At 62.4% G+C, this 17,489-nt stretch carries 21 protein-coding genes; 8 read left to right on the top strand and 13 right to left on the bottom strand.

The genetic code is table 11. The annotated features are described in order from the left end of the window. Positions 1-143: 143 nt before the first annotated feature. The gene (locus tag ABIE49_RS37985; protein WP_192739599.1) at positions 144-1,763 is read right to left on the bottom strand and encodes a peptide chain release factor 3; all 1,620 of its coding nucleotides are present in this window, start codon (positions 1,761-1,763) and stop codon (positions 144-146) included. Positions 1,764-1,917: 154 nt separating this feature from the next. Between ABIE49_RS37985 and sugE the strand changes: the two genes are divergently transcribed. Next, positions 1,918-2,232 (top strand): quaternary ammonium compound efflux SMR transporter SugE, encoded by a 315-nt coding sequence (sugE, locus tag ABIE49_RS37980; protein ID WP_192739600.1) that lies wholly within the window; start codon positions 1,918-1,920, stop codon positions 2,230-2,232. On the opposite strand, the gene ABIE49_RS37975 is transcribed toward sugE, so the two are convergent. The 7 genes from ABIE49_RS37975 to ABIE49_RS37945 all read right to left on the bottom strand — a co-directional run bounded on the left by ABIE49_RS37975 (position 2,233) and on the right by ABIE49_RS37945 (position 8,737). Further along, positions 2,233-3,237, bottom strand: a complete 1,005-nt coding sequence (locus ABIE49_RS37975) for an inorganic phosphate transporter (RefSeq protein ID WP_192739601.1) — start codon at positions 3,235-3,237, stop codon at positions 2,233-2,235. It abuts the gene before it with no gap. A gap of 14 nt (positions 3,238-3,251) precedes the next feature. Beyond that, positions 3,252-3,896, bottom strand: coding sequence for a DUF47 domain-containing protein (locus ABIE49_RS37970; RefSeq protein ID WP_192739602.1), 645 nt, complete (start codon positions 3,894-3,896; stop codon positions 3,252-3,254). 151 nt (positions 3,897-4,047) lie between these two features. Next, entirely contained in the window at positions 4,048-5,016 is a 969-nt protein-coding gene (locus ABIE49_RS37965; RefSeq protein WP_192739603.1) for a branched-chain amino acid ABC transporter permease, read from the bottom strand. A gap of 1 nt (position 5,017) precedes the next feature. Beyond that, positions 5,018-5,881 carry a branched-chain amino acid ABC transporter permease gene (locus ABIE49_RS37960; protein WP_192739604.1) on the bottom strand — a complete coding sequence of 288 codons (864 nt, stop codon included), beginning with the start codon at positions 5,879-5,881 and terminating at the stop codon, positions 5,018-5,020. A gap of 109 nt (positions 5,882-5,990) precedes the next feature. Continuing rightward, positions 5,991-7,208: an ABC transporter substrate-binding protein gene (locus ABIE49_RS37955; RefSeq protein ID WP_192739605.1), complete on the bottom strand. Its 1,218-nt coding sequence runs from the start codon at positions 7,206-7,208 to the stop codon at positions 5,991-5,993. Between the two features lie 37 nt (positions 7,209-7,245). Continuing rightward, complete coding sequence (locus ABIE49_RS37950) at positions 7,246-7,989, bottom strand: ABC transporter ATP-binding protein (RefSeq protein WP_192739606.1); 744 nt, start codon at positions 7,987-7,989, stop codon at positions 7,246-7,248. Continuing rightward, positions 7,982-8,737, bottom strand: a complete 756-nt coding sequence (locus ABIE49_RS37945) for an ABC transporter ATP-binding protein (RefSeq protein ID WP_192739607.1) — start codon at positions 8,735-8,737, stop codon at positions 7,982-7,984. The genes ABIE49_RS37950 and ABIE49_RS37945 overlap by 8 nt, the downstream gene beginning before the upstream one ends. Before the next feature lie 370 nt (positions 8,738-9,107). On the opposite strand from ABIE49_RS37945, the gene ABIE49_RS37940 reads away from it, so the two are divergent. Beyond that, positions 9,108-9,710 (top strand): PAS domain-containing protein, encoded by a 603-nt coding sequence (locus ABIE49_RS37940; RefSeq protein WP_354067206.1) that lies wholly within the window; start codon positions 9,108-9,110, stop codon positions 9,708-9,710. 4 nt (positions 9,711-9,714) lie between these two features. Next, complete coding sequence (locus ABIE49_RS37935) at positions 9,715-10,338, top strand: hypothetical protein (RefSeq protein WP_192739609.1); 624 nt, start codon at positions 9,715-9,717, stop codon at positions 10,336-10,338. On the opposite strand, the gene ABIE49_RS37930 is transcribed toward ABIE49_RS37935, so the two are convergent. Beyond that, positions 10,335-10,703, bottom strand: a complete 369-nt coding sequence (locus tag ABIE49_RS37930; protein ID WP_192739610.1) for an ArsC family reductase — start codon at positions 10,701-10,703, stop codon at positions 10,335-10,337. The two genes, ABIE49_RS37935 and ABIE49_RS37930, sit on opposite strands and share 4 nt — an antisense overlap. A gap of 118 nt (positions 10,704-10,821) precedes the next feature. Between ABIE49_RS37930 and ABIE49_RS37925 the strand changes: the two genes are divergently transcribed. After that, positions 10,822-10,980 (top strand): DUF5993 family protein, encoded by a 159-nt coding sequence (locus ABIE49_RS37925; protein WP_192739611.1) that lies wholly within the window; start codon positions 10,822-10,824, stop codon positions 10,978-10,980. Positions 10,981-10,987: 7 nt separating this feature from the next. Continuing rightward, the gene (locus ABIE49_RS37920; RefSeq protein ID WP_192739612.1) at positions 10,988-11,545 is read left to right on the top strand and encodes a disulfide bond formation protein B; all 558 of its coding nucleotides are present in this window, start codon (positions 10,988-10,990) and stop codon (positions 11,543-11,545) included. A gap of 39 nt (positions 11,546-11,584) precedes the next feature. Here the strand turns inward: ABIE49_RS37920 and ABIE49_RS37915 are convergent, their stop codons facing one another. Next, positions 11,585-11,998, bottom strand: a complete 414-nt coding sequence (locus tag ABIE49_RS37915; protein ID WP_192739613.1) for a VOC family protein — start codon at positions 11,996-11,998, stop codon at positions 11,585-11,587. A gap of 64 nt (positions 11,999-12,062) precedes the next feature. Here ABIE49_RS37915 and ABIE49_RS37910 point away from each other — a divergent pair, with 64 nt between their 5' ends. Then, positions 12,063-12,680 carry a TetR/AcrR family transcriptional regulator gene (locus ABIE49_RS37910; protein WP_192739614.1) on the top strand — a complete coding sequence of 206 codons (618 nt, stop codon included), beginning with the start codon at positions 12,063-12,065 and terminating at the stop codon, positions 12,678-12,680. Between the two features lie 75 nt (positions 12,681-12,755). Here ABIE49_RS37910 and ABIE49_RS37905 read toward each other — a convergent pair whose 3' ends face one another. Then, entirely contained in the window at positions 12,756-13,460 is a 705-nt protein-coding gene (locus ABIE49_RS37905; protein ID WP_192739615.1) for a glutathione S-transferase family protein, read from the bottom strand. Positions 13,461-13,540: 80 nt separating this feature from the next. Between ABIE49_RS37905 and ABIE49_RS37900 the strand changes: the two genes are divergently transcribed. Beyond that, the gene (locus tag ABIE49_RS37900; protein WP_192739616.1) at positions 13,541-14,410 is read left to right on the top strand and encodes an SDR family oxidoreductase; all 870 of its coding nucleotides are present in this window, start codon (positions 13,541-13,543) and stop codon (positions 14,408-14,410) included. A gap of 18 nt (positions 14,411-14,428) precedes the next feature. Continuing rightward, a complete protein-coding gene (locus tag ABIE49_RS37895) occupies positions 14,429-15,061 on the top strand; it encodes an HAD-IA family hydrolase (protein WP_192739617.1) in 633 nt (210 codons plus the stop codon). Positions 15,062-15,069: 8 nt separating this feature from the next. Here ABIE49_RS37895 and ABIE49_RS37890 read toward each other — a convergent pair whose 3' ends face one another. Both ABIE49_RS37890 and ilvD read right to left on the bottom strand, forming a co-directional pair. After that, entirely contained in the window at positions 15,070-15,747 is a 678-nt protein-coding gene (locus tag ABIE49_RS37890) for a GNAT family N-acetyltransferase (RefSeq protein WP_192739618.1), read from the bottom strand. Positions 15,748-15,769: 22 nt separating this feature from the next. After that, positions 15,770-17,485 (bottom strand): dihydroxy-acid dehydratase, encoded by a 1,716-nt coding sequence (gene ilvD / locus ABIE49_RS37885; protein ID WP_192739619.1) that lies wholly within the window; start codon positions 17,483-17,485, stop codon positions 15,770-15,772. Positions 17,486-17,489 lie beyond the last annotated feature (4 nt).

Here is a 17,489-nt window from a genome sequence, read left to right as displayed (position 1 = left end):
ACCCGCCCGAGTGCGCAATTGCGCACGGGGGGCGTGTGACCCAGTATTCCAGAGACGGTTGTGATGGGGTCGGGAGGCCGCGGCGTACTGGGTCCCCCGCTTTCGCGGAGGACGACAGCGGTGGGAGACGCCGAACTGCGCCCTTACCCCTTCTTCTTCACATCCTTGATGTGGGAAAACACGATGCCCTCGGCGCGTTCCTTGGTATAGCCCAAATAGAACTCGTTCTTGGCGAGGAACACCGGGTCGCCGTCGACGTCATCGGCAACACCCGATCCATTGGCCGAGATGAATGCTTCGAGCTTCTTGCGGTCGTCGGACGAGATCCAGCGTGCCAGCTGGAATTCCGAGACTTCGAATTCGACCGGCAGCGAATATTCCGCGTCAAGCCGCGCTTTGAGCACGTCGAGCTGCAGCGGACCGACCACGCCGACCAGCGCCGGTGCGCCATCGCGCGGGCGGAACACCTGTACGACGCCCTCCTCCGACATCTGCTGCAGCGCTTCCTTCAGCTTCTTGGCCTTCATTGCGTCGGTCAGGCGCACGCGGCGGACGATTTCCGGTGCAAAGCTGGGCACGCCGACAAAGGTGAGGTCTTCGCCTTCGGTGAGCGTGTCGCCGATCCGCAACGTACCGTGGTTGGGTATGCCGACGACGTCGCCGGCAAAGGCTTCATCCGCCACCGAGCGGTCCTGGGCAAAGAAGAATTGCGGCGAGGACAGCGACATGTTCTTGCCGGTGCGCACCAGCTTGGCCTTCATGCCGCGGCTGAGCTTGCCGGAGCACAGCCGCGCGAACGCGATGCGGTCGCGGTGGTTCGGATCCATGTTGGCCTGGATCTTGAACACGAAGGCACTCATGCGCGGCTCGGCTGCCTCGACCTTGCGCAGATTGCTCTCCTGCGCGCGCGGCGCCGGTGCAAAGCGCCCGAGACCTTCCAGCAAATCGCCGACGCCGAAATTGCGTAGCGCGCTGCCGAAATAGACCGGCGTCAGATGGCCCTCGCGGAACGCCTCGAGTTCGAACGGCTTGCAGGCTTCCGAGACCAGCGCGAGTTCGTCCTTGACCTCGGCGACGTCGAGATTGGCGCTGCGGCCGGCGAGATCGGCGATGTCGATCTGCTGCGCGGCGCCGGTCTTGGCGCCGCCGCCTTCGAGCAGGCGCACGCCGCCGGTGGCGATGTCGTAGGTGCCGAGGAAGTCACGGCCGCGGCCGACCGGCCAGGTCATCGGCGTGGTGTCGAGCGCCAGCGTCTTCTCGATTTCATCGAGCAGTTCGAACGTGTCGCGGCTCTCGCGGTCCATCTTGTTGATGAAGGTGATGATCGGGATGTCGCGCAACCGGCACACCTCGAACAACTTTCGGGTCCGCGCCTCGATGCCCTTGGCGGCGTCGATCACCATGACCGCGGAATCGACCGCCGTCAGCGTGCGGTAGGTGTCTTCCGAAAAGTCTTCATGGCCCGGCGTATCCAGCAGGTTGAAGACGAGGCCATCGAACTCGAAGGTCATCACCGAGGTCACGACCGAGATGCCGCGCTCGCGCTCGATCTTCATCCAGTCGGAGCGGGTGTTGCGGCGTTCGCCCTTGGCCTTGACCTGACCGGCAAGGTTGATGGCGCCGCCGAACAGCAGCAGCTTTTCGGTCAGCGTGGTCTTGCCGGCGTCGGGGTGGGAAATGATGGCAAAGGTCCGCCGCCGCGCCACTTCATCTGCAAGCGGCGAGCGGGACGGCGATTCGGCTGAAACGGCAATGTCAGACATGAATCGAGCGTTTGGCAGGGAAAACGGGCGCAATCAAGGGCGATTTGGCAATTGCCGACGGTGGATACAACCCCCATATCGAGCAGGGAAGGACGACCTTCCCATCACCATCATCATCCGCGGGGACGACCCTGCCTGATCTGGAGGGTTTGTCATGGCTTGGGCTGTGTTGTTCGTCGCCGGTCTCCTGGAAATCGGCTGGGCCATCGGGCTCAAATACACCGAAGGTTTCACGCGACTGGTTCCGTCGGTCTTGACGCTGGCGGCGATGGCCGGCAGCATCCTGCTGCTGGGACTGGCGCTTAAATCACTGCCGATCGGAACGGCCTATGCGGTATGGACCGGGATCGGCGCCGTGGGCACGGCAATCCTCGGGATCGCCTTGTTCGGCGAACCGGCCACCGCCGCCCGCCTCGCCAGCATCGGACTGATCGTGTCCGGCATTGTCGGGCTCAAGCTGGTCACCTGATTAGCGCAGCAGCACCACCGCCCAATAGGTCAGCGCCGCCACGATTCCCGAGGCCGGGATGGTGATGACCCAGGCGTAAACGATCGAACTGGCCACGTTCCAGCGCACCGCCGAGACCCGGCGCGCCGCGCCGACGCCGACGATGGCGCCGGTGATGGTGTGGGTGGTGGAAACGGGAACCCCGAGCCAGGTCGCCATGAACAGGGTTGCGGCCCCGCCGGTTTCCGCGCAAAAGCCCTGCATCGGCGTCAGTTTTGTGATCCGCAGCCCCATGGTGCGGACGATCCGCCAGCCGCCCATCAGCGTGCCGAGCCCCATCGCCGCCTGGCACGAGATCACCACCCAGAACGGGATGGAAAATTCAGTGCCGAGATGGCCCTGCGAATAGAGCAGCACCGCGATGATGCCCATTGTCTTCTGCGCGTCGTTGCCGCCATGGCCGAGCGAATACAGCGAGGCCGAGACGAATTGCAGGATGCGGAAGGCGCGGTCGACCGCAAACGGCGTCGAGCGCACCGAGAGCCAGGACACGATCGCCACCAGCACCAGCGCCAGCAGGAAGCCGACCAGCGGCGACAGCACGATCGCCAGCAGCGTCTTGGAGAGTCCGCTCCAGACCGCCGCGGACAGGCCTGCCTTGGCGATCCCGCCACCGAGCAAGCCGCCGATCAGCGCGTGCGAACTGGACGAAGGAATGCCAAGCCCCCAGGTGATCAGGTTCCAGACGATGGCGCCGACAAGCGCGGCAAAGATCACCGTCGCGTCGACGATGCTGGGCTCGATGATGCCGGTGCCAATGGTGTTGGCGACGTGAAGACCGAACACCAGAAAGGCGATAAAGTTGAAGAAGGCGGCCCAAAACACCGCGTATTGCGGCCGCAATACCCGCGTCGACACGATCGTGGCGATCGAATTGGCGGCGTCGTGCAACCCGTTGAGGAAGTCGAACAGCAGCGCAACCGCAATCAATGCGATCAGGATTGGGAGACCAAGCGAAGCATCCACTTGTTGGCCCTGCCCTATACTTGTTCGATTACGATGCTGTTGATCTCATTGGCGACGTCGTCGAAGCGGTCTGAAACCTTTTCAAGATGCTTGTAGATCTCGGCGCCCACGATGAAATCCATGGTGTTGGCGTCGCGATGCTTGAGAAACAGCTCCTTCAGGCCAATATCGTGGAGGTCGTCGATGCGCCCCTCCAGCTTGCCGATCTCCTCGGTGATCGCGGTCAGCATCGCGACGTTGTCGCCGATCGACTGCATCAGCGGCAATGCGCGCCCGACCAGATTGGCGCACTCGACAATCAGCGTTCCGATTTCGCGCATCGGCGGCTCGAAGGCGCGGACCTCGAACAGAATGACGGCCTTGGCGGTCTGCTGCATCTGGTCGATGGCATCGTCCATCGAGGTGATCAGGTTTTTGATATCGCCACGGTCGAACGGGGTGATGAAGGTGCGCCGGACCGCGGTCAGCACCTCGCGCGTGATATTGTCGGCATCGTTTTCGAACTGATTGACGCGCTGGCAGAACACCGGCGTCTCGTCGCCGCCGCGCAGCATGTCCTGCAGGGCCAGCGCCCCCTGCACGACGGTCTGGGAATGGCGGGCAAAGAGGTCGAAAAACCGCTCTTCCTTGGGCAGGAAATAGCGAAACCAGCGCAACATCGGTCTTATCCATCGTTCTGGAACGGCTGCCCGAGGCAGCCTGTCACAAAACTGTCATAGACCATTCGCAGGCAAAGCGCGCGACGACGGACCCGGGAATAGTGGTCATCCACCGCTTTGTAGGCCGTAAAAATGCTCCCAAACGGCCAATTTACAGCGAACGGCGGAAGAAATGCGCGATCTCGCCAATCACGCCGCGGCGGAAAGTCAGCACGCAGGCGACGAAGATGACGCCCTGGATCACCGTCACCCACTGGCCGAAACCGGCCAGATATTGCTGCATGGCGATGATCACGAAGGCGCCGACCACGGGACCGAATACGGTTCCGAGACCGCCGACCAGCGTCATCAGCACGATCTCGCCCGACATCGTCCAGTGCACGTCGGTGAGCGAGGCGTTCTGCGCCACGAAGACCTTTAGCGAACCTGCGAAACCGGCGATCGTTCCGGAAAGAATGAAGGCCAGTAGTTTGTAGTGATCGGTCTTGTAGCCCAGCGAGATCGCACGCGGTTCGTTTTCGCGGATCGCCTTCAAGACCTCACCGAACGGCGAGTTGATGGTGCGATAGATCAAGAGGAAACCGCCGAGGAACCCAACGAGGATGACGTAATAGAGCACCGTCGGCTTGGCGAGATTGAAGATGCCGAACAGATAGCCCTGCGGGATGCCCTGGATGCCGTCCTCACCATGGGTGAAGGGCGTCTGCAGGTAGATGAAGTACAGAAGCTGCGACAGCGCCAGCGTGATCATCGAGAAGTAGATGCCCTGACGGCGAATGGCGACGACGCCGGTAATGACGCCAAGCCCGGCGGCACCGAGGGTGCCGACCAGAATTCCGAGCTCCGGCGACAGCCCCCAGACCTTCAGCGCATGCGCGGTGAAGTAACCGGCCGTGCCCAGAAACATCGCGTGGCCGAACGACAACAGCCCGCCATAGCCGATCAGGAGGTTGAACGCGCAGGCCAGCAGCGCAAAGCACAGCGCCTGCATCACGAAGAACGGATAGATCCCGGTCAGCGGCACGATCGCCAGCAGCGCCGCCATCAGGACGAATACGATCATCTCGTCGCGCACGGCACGCGGTGACACCGGCAGTGTATCGTCAGTCAATGCGCTCATATCAGGCCGCCCGTCCGGTCAGACCCGTTGGCTTCACCAGCAACACCAGCACCATCAGGACGAAAACCACGGTGTTTGAAGCTTCGGGATAGAAATATTTGGTCAGTCCTTCGATCACGCCCAGCGAAAAGCCGGTGATGATCGATCCCATGATGGAGCCCATGCCGCCGATCACCACCACCGCGAACACGACGATGATCAGGTCGGCGCCCATCAGCGGCCGGACCTGGTTGATCGGGGCGGACAATACGCCGGCCAGCGCCGCAAGGCCGACGCCAAGCCCATAGGTGAGCGTGATCATCCTGGGCACGTTGATGCCGAACGCGCGCACCAGTGTCGGGTTCTCAGTCGCGGCGCGCAGATTGGCGCCAAGCCGCGTCTTTTCGATCAGGTACCAGGTGGCGAGGCAAACGATGAGCGAGAACACGACTACCCAGCCGCGGTAGATCGGCAGGAACATGAAGCCGAGGTTCATGCCGCCCTTCAGTTCATCGGGGATCGCATAGGGAAGGCCCGAGGAGCCGAAATAATTCTGGAACACGCCCTGCACGATCAACGCAATGCCGAACGTCAGCAGCAGCCCGTAGAGATGGTCGAGGCCCGAAAGCCACTGCAGCATGGTCCGTTCCAGGATCATGCCGAAGATGCCGACCACGATCGGCGCGATGATCAACGCCGGCCAGTATCCGATGCCCGCCAGGTTGAGCAGGAAATAGGCGCAGAACGCCCCCATCATATAGAGCGCGCCATGGGCGAAATTGATGATGTTGAGCATGCCGAAAATCACGGCCAGCCCCAGACTGAGCAGCGCGTAGAACGAGCCGTTGATCAATCCCACTAAAAGCTGTGCGTAGAGAGCTTGCATCGGTTTCGCACTCGATTTCGTTGTGACGCTATTTCGCGCGGTGCCGCGAAGATATCGCGCGGTGCCACGAAGGGAAGCCCGCCGGCACGGTGCCGGCGGGCGATCTTTGTTACTTCTTTACCAGCGGACAGGCGCTTTCCGAAAGCGGCCGGAAGGCCTGGTCGCCAGGGGTGGTCCCGATCAGCTTGTAATAGTCCCACGGTCCCTTGGATTCGGCCGGCTTCTTCACCTCGAACAGATAGGCCGGATGAAGCTTGCGGCCGTCGGCGCGGATCGTGCCCTTGCCGAACAGCGGGTCGTCGGTCGGCGCCGCCTTCATTTTCTCGACGACCTTGATGCCGTCATGCGGATTGCCGCCCATCGCATCGACCGTCTTGAAATAGTGGATCAAGCCCGAATAGACGCCGGCCTGCACCATGGACGGCATCGCCTTGTTCTTCATGCGCTCGGAGAAGCGCTTGGAAAACGCGCGGGTGTCGTCGTTGAGATCCCAGTAGAAGGTTTCGGTGAAGTTCAGGCCCTGGGCAACCTTCAGACCGAGCGAATGAACGTCGGTAATGAAGAGCAGAAGACCGGCCAGCTTCTGGCCGCCGGCGACGATGCCGAATTCCGACGCCTGCTTGATGGTGTTGGTGGTGTCGCCGCCGGCATTGGCCATGCCGACGATCTTGGCCTTGGAAGCCTGCGCCTGCAGCAGGAACGAGGAGAAGTCCGACGAGTTCAGGGGATGCCTGACGTTGCCGATAACCTTGCCTCCCGATTTGACCACGACCGCGGCGGTATCGCGCTCCAGCGCGTGGCCGAACGCGTAGTCCGCGGTCAGGAAGTACCAGGTGTCGCCACCCGATTTCACCAGCGCCTGGCCCGTGCTGTTCGCCAGCATGTAAGTGTCGTAAACCCAGTGGATCGTGTTCGGCGAGCACTGAGCGTTGGTGAGGTCCGACGTCGCCGCGCCGGTATTGATCATGACGGCGTTCTTTTCCTTCACCAGATTGTTGACCGCCAGCGCCACGCCGGAGTTCAGCACGTCCATGAAGATGTCGACCTTCTCGACGTCGATCCATTGGCGCGCGATGGTCGTGGCGATGTCGGGCTTGTTCTGATGATCGGCCGAAATCACGTCGATCTTCCAGCCCTTGGCGGCAAGCCCGGAATCCTCGATCGCCATCTGGGCGGCGAGCGTGGAGCCGGCGCCGCCGAGGTCGGAATAGAGACCGGAATTGTCGGTGAGGACGCCGACCTTGACGGTTTTATCCTGCGCCAGCGCGCCGCTCGCGGCGAGTGTCAGCGCGGTGCCGAAAAGAAGTGCCGAAATTTTCTGTTTCATATTTTCTCCCTGAATTTTGCTTGCCGAACTAAACCGATCAGACGCCAAGATAAGTGTGGAGCTTGTCCATATTGGCCTGCAGTTCCGAATTCGCGAACCCGTCGATGACCTTGCCGTGCTCGACGATGTAGTAGCGATCCGCGACCGTCGCGGCGAAGCGGAAATTCTGCTCGACCAGCAGGATGGTGAAGCCTTCTGACTTCAGCCGCGCGATGGTGTGCCCGATCTGCTGGATGATGACGGGTGCCAGGCCTTCGGTCGGCTCGTCCAGCATCAGGAACCGCGCGCCGGTACGCAGGATTCGGGCGATCGCGAGCATCTGCTGCTCGCCGCCTGAAAGTTTGGTGCCCTGGCTGTTGAGGCGCTCCTTCAGGTTGGGAAACAGCTCGAAGATCTGATCGAGCGACAGGCCGCCGGGGCGCACGATCGGCGGCAGCAACAGGTTTTCCCGCACGTCGAGGCTTGCGAAAATGCCGCGCTCCTCCGGGCAGAAGGCGACGCCCATCCGCGCGATCTTGTCGGACGCGGCGCGGGTAATGTCCTGATCGTTGAAGCGGATCGAACCGGTGCGCTTGCCGATGATCCCCATCACCGATTTCAGCGTGGTGGTCTTGCCGGCACCGTTGCGTCCGAGCAGCGTCACCACCTCGCCGGCGTTCACATTGAAATTGATGCCGTGAAGGATGTGGGATTCGCCGTACCAGGCCTCCAGGTTTTGAACCGAGAGAACCGGCGTGCCGATCGTCTTTGCAGGGGCTTCCGCCATCTTTACCTCAGCCATGACCGGCCCCCAGATAGGCTTCCTTGACGCGCTCGTCCTTGGACAGATCGGCATAATTGCCTTCCGCCAGCACCTGACCGCGCGTCAGTACCGTGATGATATCCGAAAGGTTCGCCACCACGGAGAGATTATGTTCGACCATCAGGATCGTGTGTTTCGCCGAGATGCTCTTGATCAGCGCCGCGATCTTGTCGATGTCCTCGTGGCCCATGCCGGCCATCGGTTCGTCGAGCAGCATCATCTCCGGATCGAGCGCCAGCGTCGTCGCGATTTCGAGCGCGCGCTTGCGCCCATAGGGCATCTCGACCGCCGGTGTCGTGGCGAATTCGCTCAGGCCGACGTCGTTCAACAGCTCATGGGCACGATTGTTGAAGCGATCGAGCACGCTCTTGGAGCGCCAGAAATCGAATGAAGAGCCATGCTGGCGCTGCAACGCGACCCGAACATTCTCCAGCGCCGTGAGGTGCGGAAACACCGCCGAGATCTGGAACGAGCGCACCAGCCCGAGGCGGGCCACATCGGCCGGCGCCATCGCAGTGATGTCCTGCCCCTTGTACAGAATCTGGCCCGCCGAGGGCTTCAGAAACTTGGTCAGGAGGTTGAAGCATGTCGTCTTGCCGGCGCCGTTCGGCCCGATCAACGCATGGATACTGCCGCGACGCACCTTGAGAGCAACGTCGCGAACGGCGAAGAAACCCGCGAATTCCTTGGTCAATCCGTGGGTTTCGAGAATGATCTCATCGGCCAAACAAACTTCCCCCATCAGCCCGCTGCGAAGTCCCCTCGCGCGCGGCCAATTTTTCCCTTGTCGGGCAGGCTCTCCCGGACGCCTTGGAAACCGTCCCGGACCTGCCGCCTCCGGGCGGAATATGCCGTCAACGGCACGGATTAGGCAAGGCGGAAAGCTTGGCCAGGCCAAAGCATTAGTGCCGGTTCCAAATCCGCCCTTAGTCGAATTGCACGGCTCGCGCGAATGGCAGGGGGCCGGGCGTCTTGCCGCCATACCCGCGCACCGGAAAGCCGCCGTTAACGGTGTTTTGCTGCAATCGGGCCGTTTCATAGAATATTACCGCCCGCGGCGGATCATCTCGCGATTTAGTCAGGCAGGGATCGCGGCCGTGGATTTCGCAAGCGCCGACCCATCAATCGTCAAATCGATCAAGCAGCGCGATTTGCTGAACACCTGGCTGCGGCTTTTTGCCCGCGATCAGGCCTTGCCGCGCATGGACGAATTTCAACCGGAGCGGATCGAGGATGAACTTCCCGACCTTGTTTTCTTGGATGTCGATAGCGGCGCTCAGCCGCCGCGCCTGGTGATCCAGAGCGACGGCACGCGGATGTCGAGCGCGTATGGCAATACCGGCAAGGGCCGCTATCTGGACGAGTATCTTGGCGCAAGGCTCGCACCGATCGTGATGCCGGTCTATTACGAAAGCATCGCCCGCCGCCTTCCCGCCTACACCATCGCCAATATCGATGACATCTACGGGCGAATCGTTGCCTATGAGCGGCTGCTGCTGCCGTTCTCCGACGACGGCAACGTCACCCACATCATCGCATCGCTAAAGACCATCAGCGAGGATGGCGGTTTCGAGATCAGGAATCTGATGCGCGGAAGCGACAAGCTGCCGGTGCCCAAGCTTCGCACCATCATCGACCGCGATCTTTTCCATCGCGCGCCCGGCCGCATTCCGTCCGGCGACGTGCTCGAATTCGGCTAGGCCAATGGAATTCGCAAGTGCCGATCCTTCGGTCGTAAGGTCGATCAAGCAGCGCGAGCTCCTGAACGCGTGGCTGCGCGCCGCAACCAGGCACCGGCCGCTTCCCCTCGTCGATGATTTCCAGCCCAACCGCGTCAGCGACGAACTGGCCGACATGATGGGATTTGACGTCGAAGGCGAAGGCGACGGCGCGCGATTCCTGATTACCCAGGCAGGCGCCACACTAAGCACCACTTATGGCAGCGATCACCTCAGCCCGGCTGAGCGGATCAATCGCTATCTCGACGACGCGCTCGGGCCGGAACGGTATGCCCGCGTGATTGCCCTGTATCGCGTTTGCCTGAAGCACAGGCGGCCGGTCTATTCGATTTCAACGGTGCAGGATGCCGACGACAAGGACGTGTCCTATGAGCGGCTCCTGATGCCGTTCGGCCGGGGCGATGCCGTCGAACAGATCGTGGGCTCGTACAAGAGCATCAGCATCGAGGGCGGCTTCAAGATCAACAATCTGATGGGACTGAGGCCCAAGGCCGTTCCTGTCATCCTGGTCCGGGCCATCATCGATCGTGATTTCGTTCCTCGTCAACCGAGCCGACAACTGTCCGACGAAGTGGTCGAACTCGACTAGCCCTTGCGCTTGCCCTTTGACGCCACTTCCTTGACGTAGACGTCCGGCTTGAACCCGACCAGCAATTTGCCGCCGAGATCGAGCACGGGACGCTTGATCATCGACGGCTGCGCCAGCATCAGCGCCAGCGCCTTGCGCTCGTTCAGCCCTTCCTTGTCGCTATCCGGCAGCTTGCGGAAGGTCGTGCCGGCGCGGTTGAGCAGGGTTTCCCAACCGAGTTCATCGGACCATTGCTTGAGCGTGTCCTTGGCGATGCCCGTAGTCTTGTAGTCGTGGAAGTCATAGGCCACGCCGTGGCTGTCGAGCCAGGTGCGGGCCTTCTTCATGGTGTCGCAATTCTTGATGCCGTAGATGGTGATGGGCATTTCAATACATTCCAGATTTGGCGCCATTCGCTGCTGGCGGAGCGTCCGCAGGTTTTTATACAATGCAGATCAGCGAATCCATCATAGACTGACGTGTTACCCGCAGGTGGGGCCCCGCATGGAATTCACCCTTTTGTTTCTGGCAGCAAGCATCGTGATGCTGGTTGCCTGGCGCGGTTCGCGCGCCGTTGCGCTCGGCCTGTACGCGGTGGCGATGATCGCCTGCGTCGCGACCTATCTGCACCATGCGAGCGATACGCTGAAACTGTCGTTCTGAGCCGCCCATGACCCAGACCCGCGCCATCACCCTGAATGCGCTCAGCCTCTACGCCGTCGCGCTGGTGCTGGCGGCGGCGTTCGCGGCGCAGCTGGTGCTGCACGAATTGCCTTGCCCGCTGTGCCTGCTGCAGCGCATCCTGTTTGCGATGCTGGCGATCGGCCCGATCCTGAACATCCGCTTCGGGCCGCGCCCCAGCCATTATGCGATGTCGCTATTGGCAGCGGTTGCCGGCGCGGTCGCATCGACGCGGCAGGTGCTGCTGCACATCATGCCGGGAGACCCGGGCTACGGTTCGGCGTTGCTCGGCTATCACTATTACACCTGGGTTCTGATCGGCTTCATCGCAGCCATCGTGCTCCTCGCGGCGGTGCTGCTGTTCGACCGGCAGTTCGAAGATGATGGCGCTGCATTGCCGCCGACCGGCGGCCTGTTCGCGCAGGCCGCCGTCTGGCTCGTGATCGGGCTGACGGCGGCGAACGTGGTGACTACGCTTTTGGAATGCGGCTTCGGGGCATGCGCCGATAACCCGGTTGTATATGAATTGCTCAAACGGGGAGTTTAGCGGTTTGCCGACCTTGAAGCAGAACCGCCGCCATCAGGATCAGTTTTTGGCGTAAGACTCCAGGTACTCGGCTGATGGTGCAATCGGCGTGATCACATCGATCAATACGCCGTTGGGATCTTCAGTGATGAAGTGCCGCTGACCGAAGGGCTCATCGCGGAGCGGAAGCAGGATAGGCAGCCCGGCTGCACGAAGCCTGCCATAGACCTCATCGACGTCTTGAACTTCAAAATTGATCAGAACACCGCGCGCAGAGCCGCGCGCTTTCGCGGGGATCGTGTCGTGATCGCCTGCCAGGATCGCGAGGGCAACGTTCTCTTGCACTTTCGATTGCAGATGGACGTACCAGTCCGCCTCGAACGCCGGCTCGAAATCAAAGTGGGTTCGATAAAATGCCGAGGTCGCGGCGACATTGTCGACCATCAGTACCGGATAATAGCTCGTGATCTGCATCCTTGTTCTCCGCGGCTAAAAAACATACAGTGTGTACGCAAACATAAACATACAGGCTGCATGCATGCAAGTGATAAAAGGACGCAGGAGCAACGTCGACCGCAGCGCAACCACTCGTGGGAGAGTGCTTGAAGCGGCCAAAACACTTTTTATCGCAAAGGGATATGCGGCCACGGGAACGCCCGAGATTGCCACGCAAGCGGGAGTGACCCGGGGTGCGCTCTACCATCATTTCGAGGACAAAAGGGCACTCTATCTCGCCCTGGTCGAGGCCGAGTCCGCCGCTGTTGCCGCCGAGATCGAGGACGCTGCTTCGCCTGCAGACGCTCCGATGCACATGCTCCATACAGGCGCTTCAGCGTACTTGCGCGCGATGCAGAAGGAAGGACGAACACGTCTGATCCTGATCGAGGCGCCCGCCGTTCTGGGTTTCGAAACCGTGGATGCCATCGATGCCAAACATGGCCGCCGAACTTTGTTGAATGGTCTGGAAGCGGCGATGCGCCCCTCGCCTGAAATCTCGCTCATCGCCGTGGCCAATATCCTATCTGCGGCCTTCGACCGGGCAGCTATCGCCATCGCTGCAGGCGGTAACTTTTCCGAATACGACTCGGCGCTGAAGCAACTGATGGATGGCCTTGTCGCCGAGAGATTGACTTCGACCAGCCATCGGCCCGCGTGAAAGGCATTTCACTCGAAGGCTCTTGAGCGATGTTAACCGCCCGCTTTTGGAAAGCGTTGCGAAACATCCAGTTGCTTACGGCCGCTTCGGAATGTTCAGGCCGCGCTCCACGGCAGGCCGCGCGAGGCCGCGCTCCAGCCATGCCGGTACGTGTTTAAAACTATCGAACGCGACGAGTTCACGCGCACCGTAAAAGCCGATCAGGTTGCGCACCCAGCCGAGCATCGAAATATCGGCGATGGTATATTCATCGTCCATCACCCACTGCCGGCCGCCCAGATGGGTCTCGAGCACGTCGAGCAGGCGCTTTGACTCCGCGACATAGCGCTCGAGCGGCCGCTTGTCGGCAAATTCCTTGCCGGCGAATTTATGGTAGAAGCCGACCTGGCCGAACATCGGTCCGATCCCGCCCATCTGGAAGTGTACCCATTGAATGGTCTGCCAGCGGCGCGCGGCGTCCGCCGGCAGCAGCTTGCCGGTCTTCTCGGCGAGGTATTGCAGGATCGCGCCGGACTCGAACAGGCCGAGCGGCTTGCCGCCGGGCCCATCAGGATCGAGAATCGCAGGGATCTTGCCGTTCGGATTCAGTGACAGGAATTCCGGCGTCTTCTGGTCGTCCTTGCCAAAGTCGACGAGATGCACTTCGTAAGGCAGCCCGATCTCTTCGAGCATGATCGAGACCTTGACGCCGTTCGGTGTCGGGAGCGAATAAAGCTGAAGGCGGTCGAGATGTTTGGCGGGCCAACGTTTTGTAATTGCGAAGGCGGAAAGATCGGACATTGAAACTCGTTCTTTTCGTGGTTGTTGTTACGCCGGTAATGTACGAACCTTGCCGCGCATAACAAGGGTCGGCATTGCCAATGACGGATCATGCAACACCTGAGACGCTCGGCATGACCGACGCGGAACTCGCGGTTCATCCGACAGTGTTCGCGGCCGATGCGCTGAAGGATCAGGTCGTGCTGGTGTCCGGCGGCGCCGGCGGCATCGGCCGCGCGATCGTCTGGCTGTTTGCGCGGCTCGGCGCGCATGTCGCCGTGGTCGGGCGCGATCAGGGCAAGCTCGATGTGCTTGTCGCCGAAATGGCCGGACGCGGCCTGAAGGCATCGGCCTACACCGCCGACATCAGGGAGCCCGACGCGGTCGGCGCCCTGTTCGGCGCGGTGTGGGACGTCCATAGCCGGCTCGACATTCTCGTCAACAGCGCCGGCGGGCAATTTCCGCAAGCCGCGATCGATTTTTCGGTGAAGGGCTGGAATACAGTCATCAACACCAATCTGAACGGCACCTGGTACATGATGCAGGCCGCCGCGCAGCGCTGGCGCGATCGCAAGCATCCCGGCAGCATCGTCAACATCGTGGTGGTGACGACACATGGCCTCTACGGCATCGCACATTCGGTCGCGGCGCGGTCCGGCGTGATCGGGCTGTCGCGCGCCGTTGCGGTCGAATGGGCGCCGCTGAACATCCGCGTCAACTGCGTGGCGCCCGGCGCGATCGAGACCGAGGGCTGGAACGTCTACACGCCGGAAGCCCGCGCAGCCTATCCGCGCTCGAACCCGATGATGCGCGCGGGCTCGCCATGGGACATCGCGGAAGCCAGCGTCTACCTCACCGCCGCATCCGGCAAATTCGTCACCGGTGAAACGCTGACGGTCGACGGCGGCGGCCAGCTGTGGGGAGAAACCTGGACCACGGGCAAGCCGGACTATTTCGGCGGCGACAGGTGATGTGCTAGTCGATCCCGCATGCCCCGCTATCGCCTCGCCATTTTCGATTTCGACGGCACGCTCGCCGACTCGCTTCCCTGGTTTCGAACCGTTTTTCAGGACCTGATCGCGAAGTTCGACCTCGCGCCCGTCAGCGCCGAGGAACTGGAGGGATTGCGCGGACGGTCGGGCCGCGAAATCATCGCCCGCCTCAACATGCCGATGTGGAAGCTGCCGGCCATCTCGCGCGACATGCGGCGGCGCAAGCTCGCGGCCGCAAACCAGATCTCGCTATTCGACGGCGTCCCGCAACTATTGACCGATCTGCGGAGCCTCGGCATCCACACCGCGATCGTCAGCTCCGACAGCGAAGGATCGGTACGCCGGGTCCTCGGTCCTTCCGCGGCGCTGATCGAACGTTTCGACTGCGGCGCCTCGCTCTTCGGCAAGCACCATAAATTCAAGCGCGTTGCGCGGCAGCTCGGAGCGAGTCCTTCCGAGGTCCTCTGCATTGGCGACGAACTCCGCGATATCGAAGCCGCCAGAGCCGCCGGCATGGCCTCCGGCGCGGTCGCCTGGGGCTACGCCCTGCCCGCCGCGCTGCAGGCAGCCGGGCCGACGCATTTCTTCCAGACGCTCGACGAGATCAAACAAAAGCTCACGATCGCCTGATTGAACCGTCACGCCTTCTGCAGCACCGTCACATGCAGGCGACGACGGATCTCCATTCCCTGCCTTTGATAGAGCGCGATCGCTGAGGTGTTGCTGGTAAACACATGCAGGAACGGAATCTCGCCTCGATCAACGATCCCACGGGCGACCGCGCCAAGCAACGCCTGCGCGTAGCCGCGGCCGCGGTGATCCGGGTGCACGCAAACCGCCGTCATCTCGGTGTAATTGCCGGGTTTCATACGCTCGCCGGTCATCGCGACGAGCTGGCCATCGATCCTGATCCCGAGAAACGTTCCGAGTTCATGGGTTCGCGTACTGAACGGACCGGGCTTGGTCAGCTCGACCAGCGCGATCATCTCGGGCACATCGGCCACGCCGAGCGTGACGGTCTCAACGCCGGGCAGCGAACTATGCGCTGGTGTGCCGACCATCTGCTCTCCGGTTTCGGCGAGCAGCGTCTTGAATTGATCCGGCGCGGTGACTGCGCCTGATGTAAACAGCACGGCGATTTCGGTTCCCGACGTCAGCGCGCCAAGGGCGGCAAAACTCTCGGGCGACATATCGACCATGTCGGCGAACGGCGCGATCGCAAGCGGGAAGCGCCGCGCCACGGCGCCGCCCTCCGCCAGCGCCCGCTGCCGGGTCGTCAGAGCGCTCCAGATGGGCTGATCGAGCGGATGGGTCATGGTTCTGCCGGCGCAAGTCCTCTCAAAGCACGCAGCCGTAATGCGCCGACGACACCAGACGGATGTATTTGTCGTGCACCGAGCCGCGCCGCACCCGCCCCGCATCCGGCGCATGCCAGTCGGCCATGCGCCGGGCGATCTCCTCGGGCGACACGTCGAGGGTGACGGTGCGAGCACCGGGATCGATCACGATGATATCGCCGTCGCGGACCGCCGCGATCGGCCCGCCACGCGCCGCTTCCGGCGAGACATGGCCGATCAGGATGCCGTGCGAGACGCCGGAGAAGCGGCCGTCGGTGATGAGCGCAACATCCTCACCGAGGCCCTGCCCCTGCAACTGGATCGTCAGCATTACCATTTCGGGCATGCCAGGCCCGCCGACCGGACCGACATTGCGCACCACGATCACATTCCCGGCCACGATCTCGCCGGCGCGGATCGCAGCCATCGTGGCGGCCTCGGATTCGAACACCCGCGCCGTGCCGCGGAACTGCCCGTTGTCGAGCGTCTTACCGGAGAGTTTGAGCAGGCAGCTCTCCGGCGCGAGATTGCCCTTCAGCACGCTGATGTGGTTGTTCGGCGGCGCGACGGGACGTGCCACCGGCGAAACGATCTTCTGCGGGCCGATCTGCTCCAGCGTCGGCACATCAGCGAGGTTTTCCGCCAGCGTCTTGCCGGTCACCGTCATCACGTCGCCGTGCAGCAGGCCGTTGCGCAGCAGCTCCTTCATCACGACAGGCACGCCGCCGATCGCATGCAGGCTTCCCATCGCAAAGGGTCCATGCGGCTGCAGGTCGGCCAGCAGCGGCACCCGTTCGCCGACCGCCTGGATGCGCTCGATGCCGACCGGCACCTGGGCCTCGCGCGCGACCGCGAGCAGGTGCAGATACATATTGGTCGAACCGCCCATCGCGTAGACGGTGGTGATCGCGTTCTCGAACGCGCGCTCGGTCATGATGTCGCGCGGCCGGATGCCGGCCTCGATCAGCCGGTACAGTGCGTCGACCGAGGCACGGGCCTGCGCGCGGACGTCGGCATGGATATCGCTGCCGGCGTGGTAGTCGGCGGGATGCGAGGCGCCGCGCGGCAGCATCATGCCGATCGCTTCCGCAATCGTGCTCATCGTGTTGGCGGTGAACATCGCGCCGCAGGTGCCGCTGCCGGGCATCACGTTGCGCTCGATCTCAGTCAACTCTTCCGACGAGATGCGACCGGAATCGTTGGCCGCGCGCGCCTCGGCGTAATCCATGATGGTCAGATTGTTGCCCTTGGCGGCCCACGCCCCGAACGACACCCGGCCCGGCGAACTGGTGCCGGGATAGAGCACGAGCCCGAAGGCATTGGTCCGCGCCAGCGGCATCAAGGCGGCAGCCCCTGTCTTGTCGCAGCCGGAGATCACGATCATGGCGTCGCCATGGTGCGCGTAGTGACCGATCTCGAAGCAATCGGCGACGACGTCGCGCGACGCCAGGCTGTAGCCTGCCGTCGGCGTGCCCTGCGTCAGCGCGTCCGACACCGCAGGCGCCCCCACGATCAGCCCCTGCCCGCCTCGTTCGGCGAGAAGTTCGACGAGCAAATCCGTGATCGTACGCACGCGATTGTTGCAGCGATGCGCATTGGTATAGGCGCTCGCAATCGTCACGACGGCGCTGGTCTTCGCGGCGCGGTCCGGCTCGAAGCCGGCGGCACGCAGTTCGACGCGGGCTTTCTTCCAGTAGGTGCTGCTGTCTTCAACCATTATT

Source organism: Bradyrhizobium sp. OAE829, from assembly GCF_040546575.1.
GTDB lineage: Bacteria > Pseudomonadota > Alphaproteobacteria > Rhizobiales > Xanthobacteraceae > Bradyrhizobium.
Note: the sequence above shows the minus strand (reverse complement) of the source record. Positions and strands in the feature narration are given on the sequence as shown.

Excerpts from the sequence above, each read along its gene's own strand:
- ABIE49_RS37985 (WP_192739599.1), bottom strand. The coding sequence starts at position 1,763 with ATGTCTGACATTGCCGTTTCAGCCGAATCGCCGTCCCGCTCGCCGCTT.
- sugE (WP_192739600.1), top strand. The coding sequence starts at position 1,918 with ATGGCTTGGGCTGTGTTGTTCGTCGCCGGTCTCCTGGAAATCGGCTGG.
- ABIE49_RS37970 (WP_192739602.1), bottom strand. The coding sequence starts at position 3,896 with ATGTTGCGCTGGTTTCGCTATTTCCTGCCCAAGGAAGAGCGGTTTTTC.
- ABIE49_RS37965 (WP_192739603.1), bottom strand. The coding sequence starts at position 5,016 with ATGAGCGCATTGACTGACGATACACTGCCGGTGTCACCGCGTGCCGTG.
- ABIE49_RS37960 (WP_192739604.1), bottom strand. The coding sequence starts at position 5,881 with ATGCAAGCTCTCTACGCACAGCTTTTAGTGGGATTGATCAACGGCTCG.
- ABIE49_RS37955 (WP_192739605.1), bottom strand. The coding sequence starts at position 7,208 with ATGAAACAGAAAATTTCGGCACTTCTTTTCGGCACCGCGCTGACACTC.
- ABIE49_RS37950 (WP_192739606.1), bottom strand. The coding sequence starts at position 7,989 with ATGGCTGAGGTAAAGATGGCGGAAGCCCCTGCAAAGACGATCGGCACG.
- ABIE49_RS37935 (WP_192739609.1), top strand. The coding sequence starts at position 9,715 with ATGGAATTCGCAAGTGCCGATCCTTCGGTCGTAAGGTCGATCAAGCAG.
- ABIE49_RS37930 (WP_192739610.1), bottom strand. The coding sequence starts at position 10,703 with ATGCCCATCACCATCTACGGCATCAAGAATTGCGACACCATGAAGAAG.
- ABIE49_RS37925 (WP_192739611.1), top strand. The coding sequence starts at position 10,822 with ATGGAATTCACCCTTTTGTTTCTGGCAGCAAGCATCGTGATGCTGGTT.
- ABIE49_RS37920 (WP_192739612.1), top strand. The coding sequence starts at position 10,988 with ATGACCCAGACCCGCGCCATCACCCTGAATGCGCTCAGCCTCTACGCC.
- ABIE49_RS37915 (WP_192739613.1), bottom strand. The coding sequence starts at position 11,998 with ATGCAGATCACGAGCTATTATCCGGTACTGATGGTCGACAATGTCGCC.
- ABIE49_RS37910 (WP_192739614.1), top strand. The coding sequence starts at position 12,063 with ATGCAAGTGATAAAAGGACGCAGGAGCAACGTCGACCGCAGCGCAACC.
- ABIE49_RS37905 (WP_192739615.1), bottom strand. The coding sequence starts at position 13,460 with ATGTCCGATCTTTCCGCCTTCGCAATTACAAAACGTTGGCCCGCCAAA.
- ABIE49_RS37900 (WP_192739616.1), top strand. The coding sequence starts at position 13,541 with ATGACGGATCATGCAACACCTGAGACGCTCGGCATGACCGACGCGGAA.
- ABIE49_RS37895 (WP_192739617.1), top strand. The coding sequence starts at position 14,429 with ATGCCCCGCTATCGCCTCGCCATTTTCGATTTCGACGGCACGCTCGCC.
- ABIE49_RS37890 (WP_192739618.1), bottom strand. The coding sequence starts at position 15,747 with ATGACCCATCCGCTCGATCAGCCCATCTGGAGCGCTCTGACGACCCGG.
- ilvD (WP_192739619.1), bottom strand. The coding sequence starts at position 17,485 with ATGGTTGAAGACAGCAGCACCTACTGGAAGAAAGCCCGCGTCGAACTG.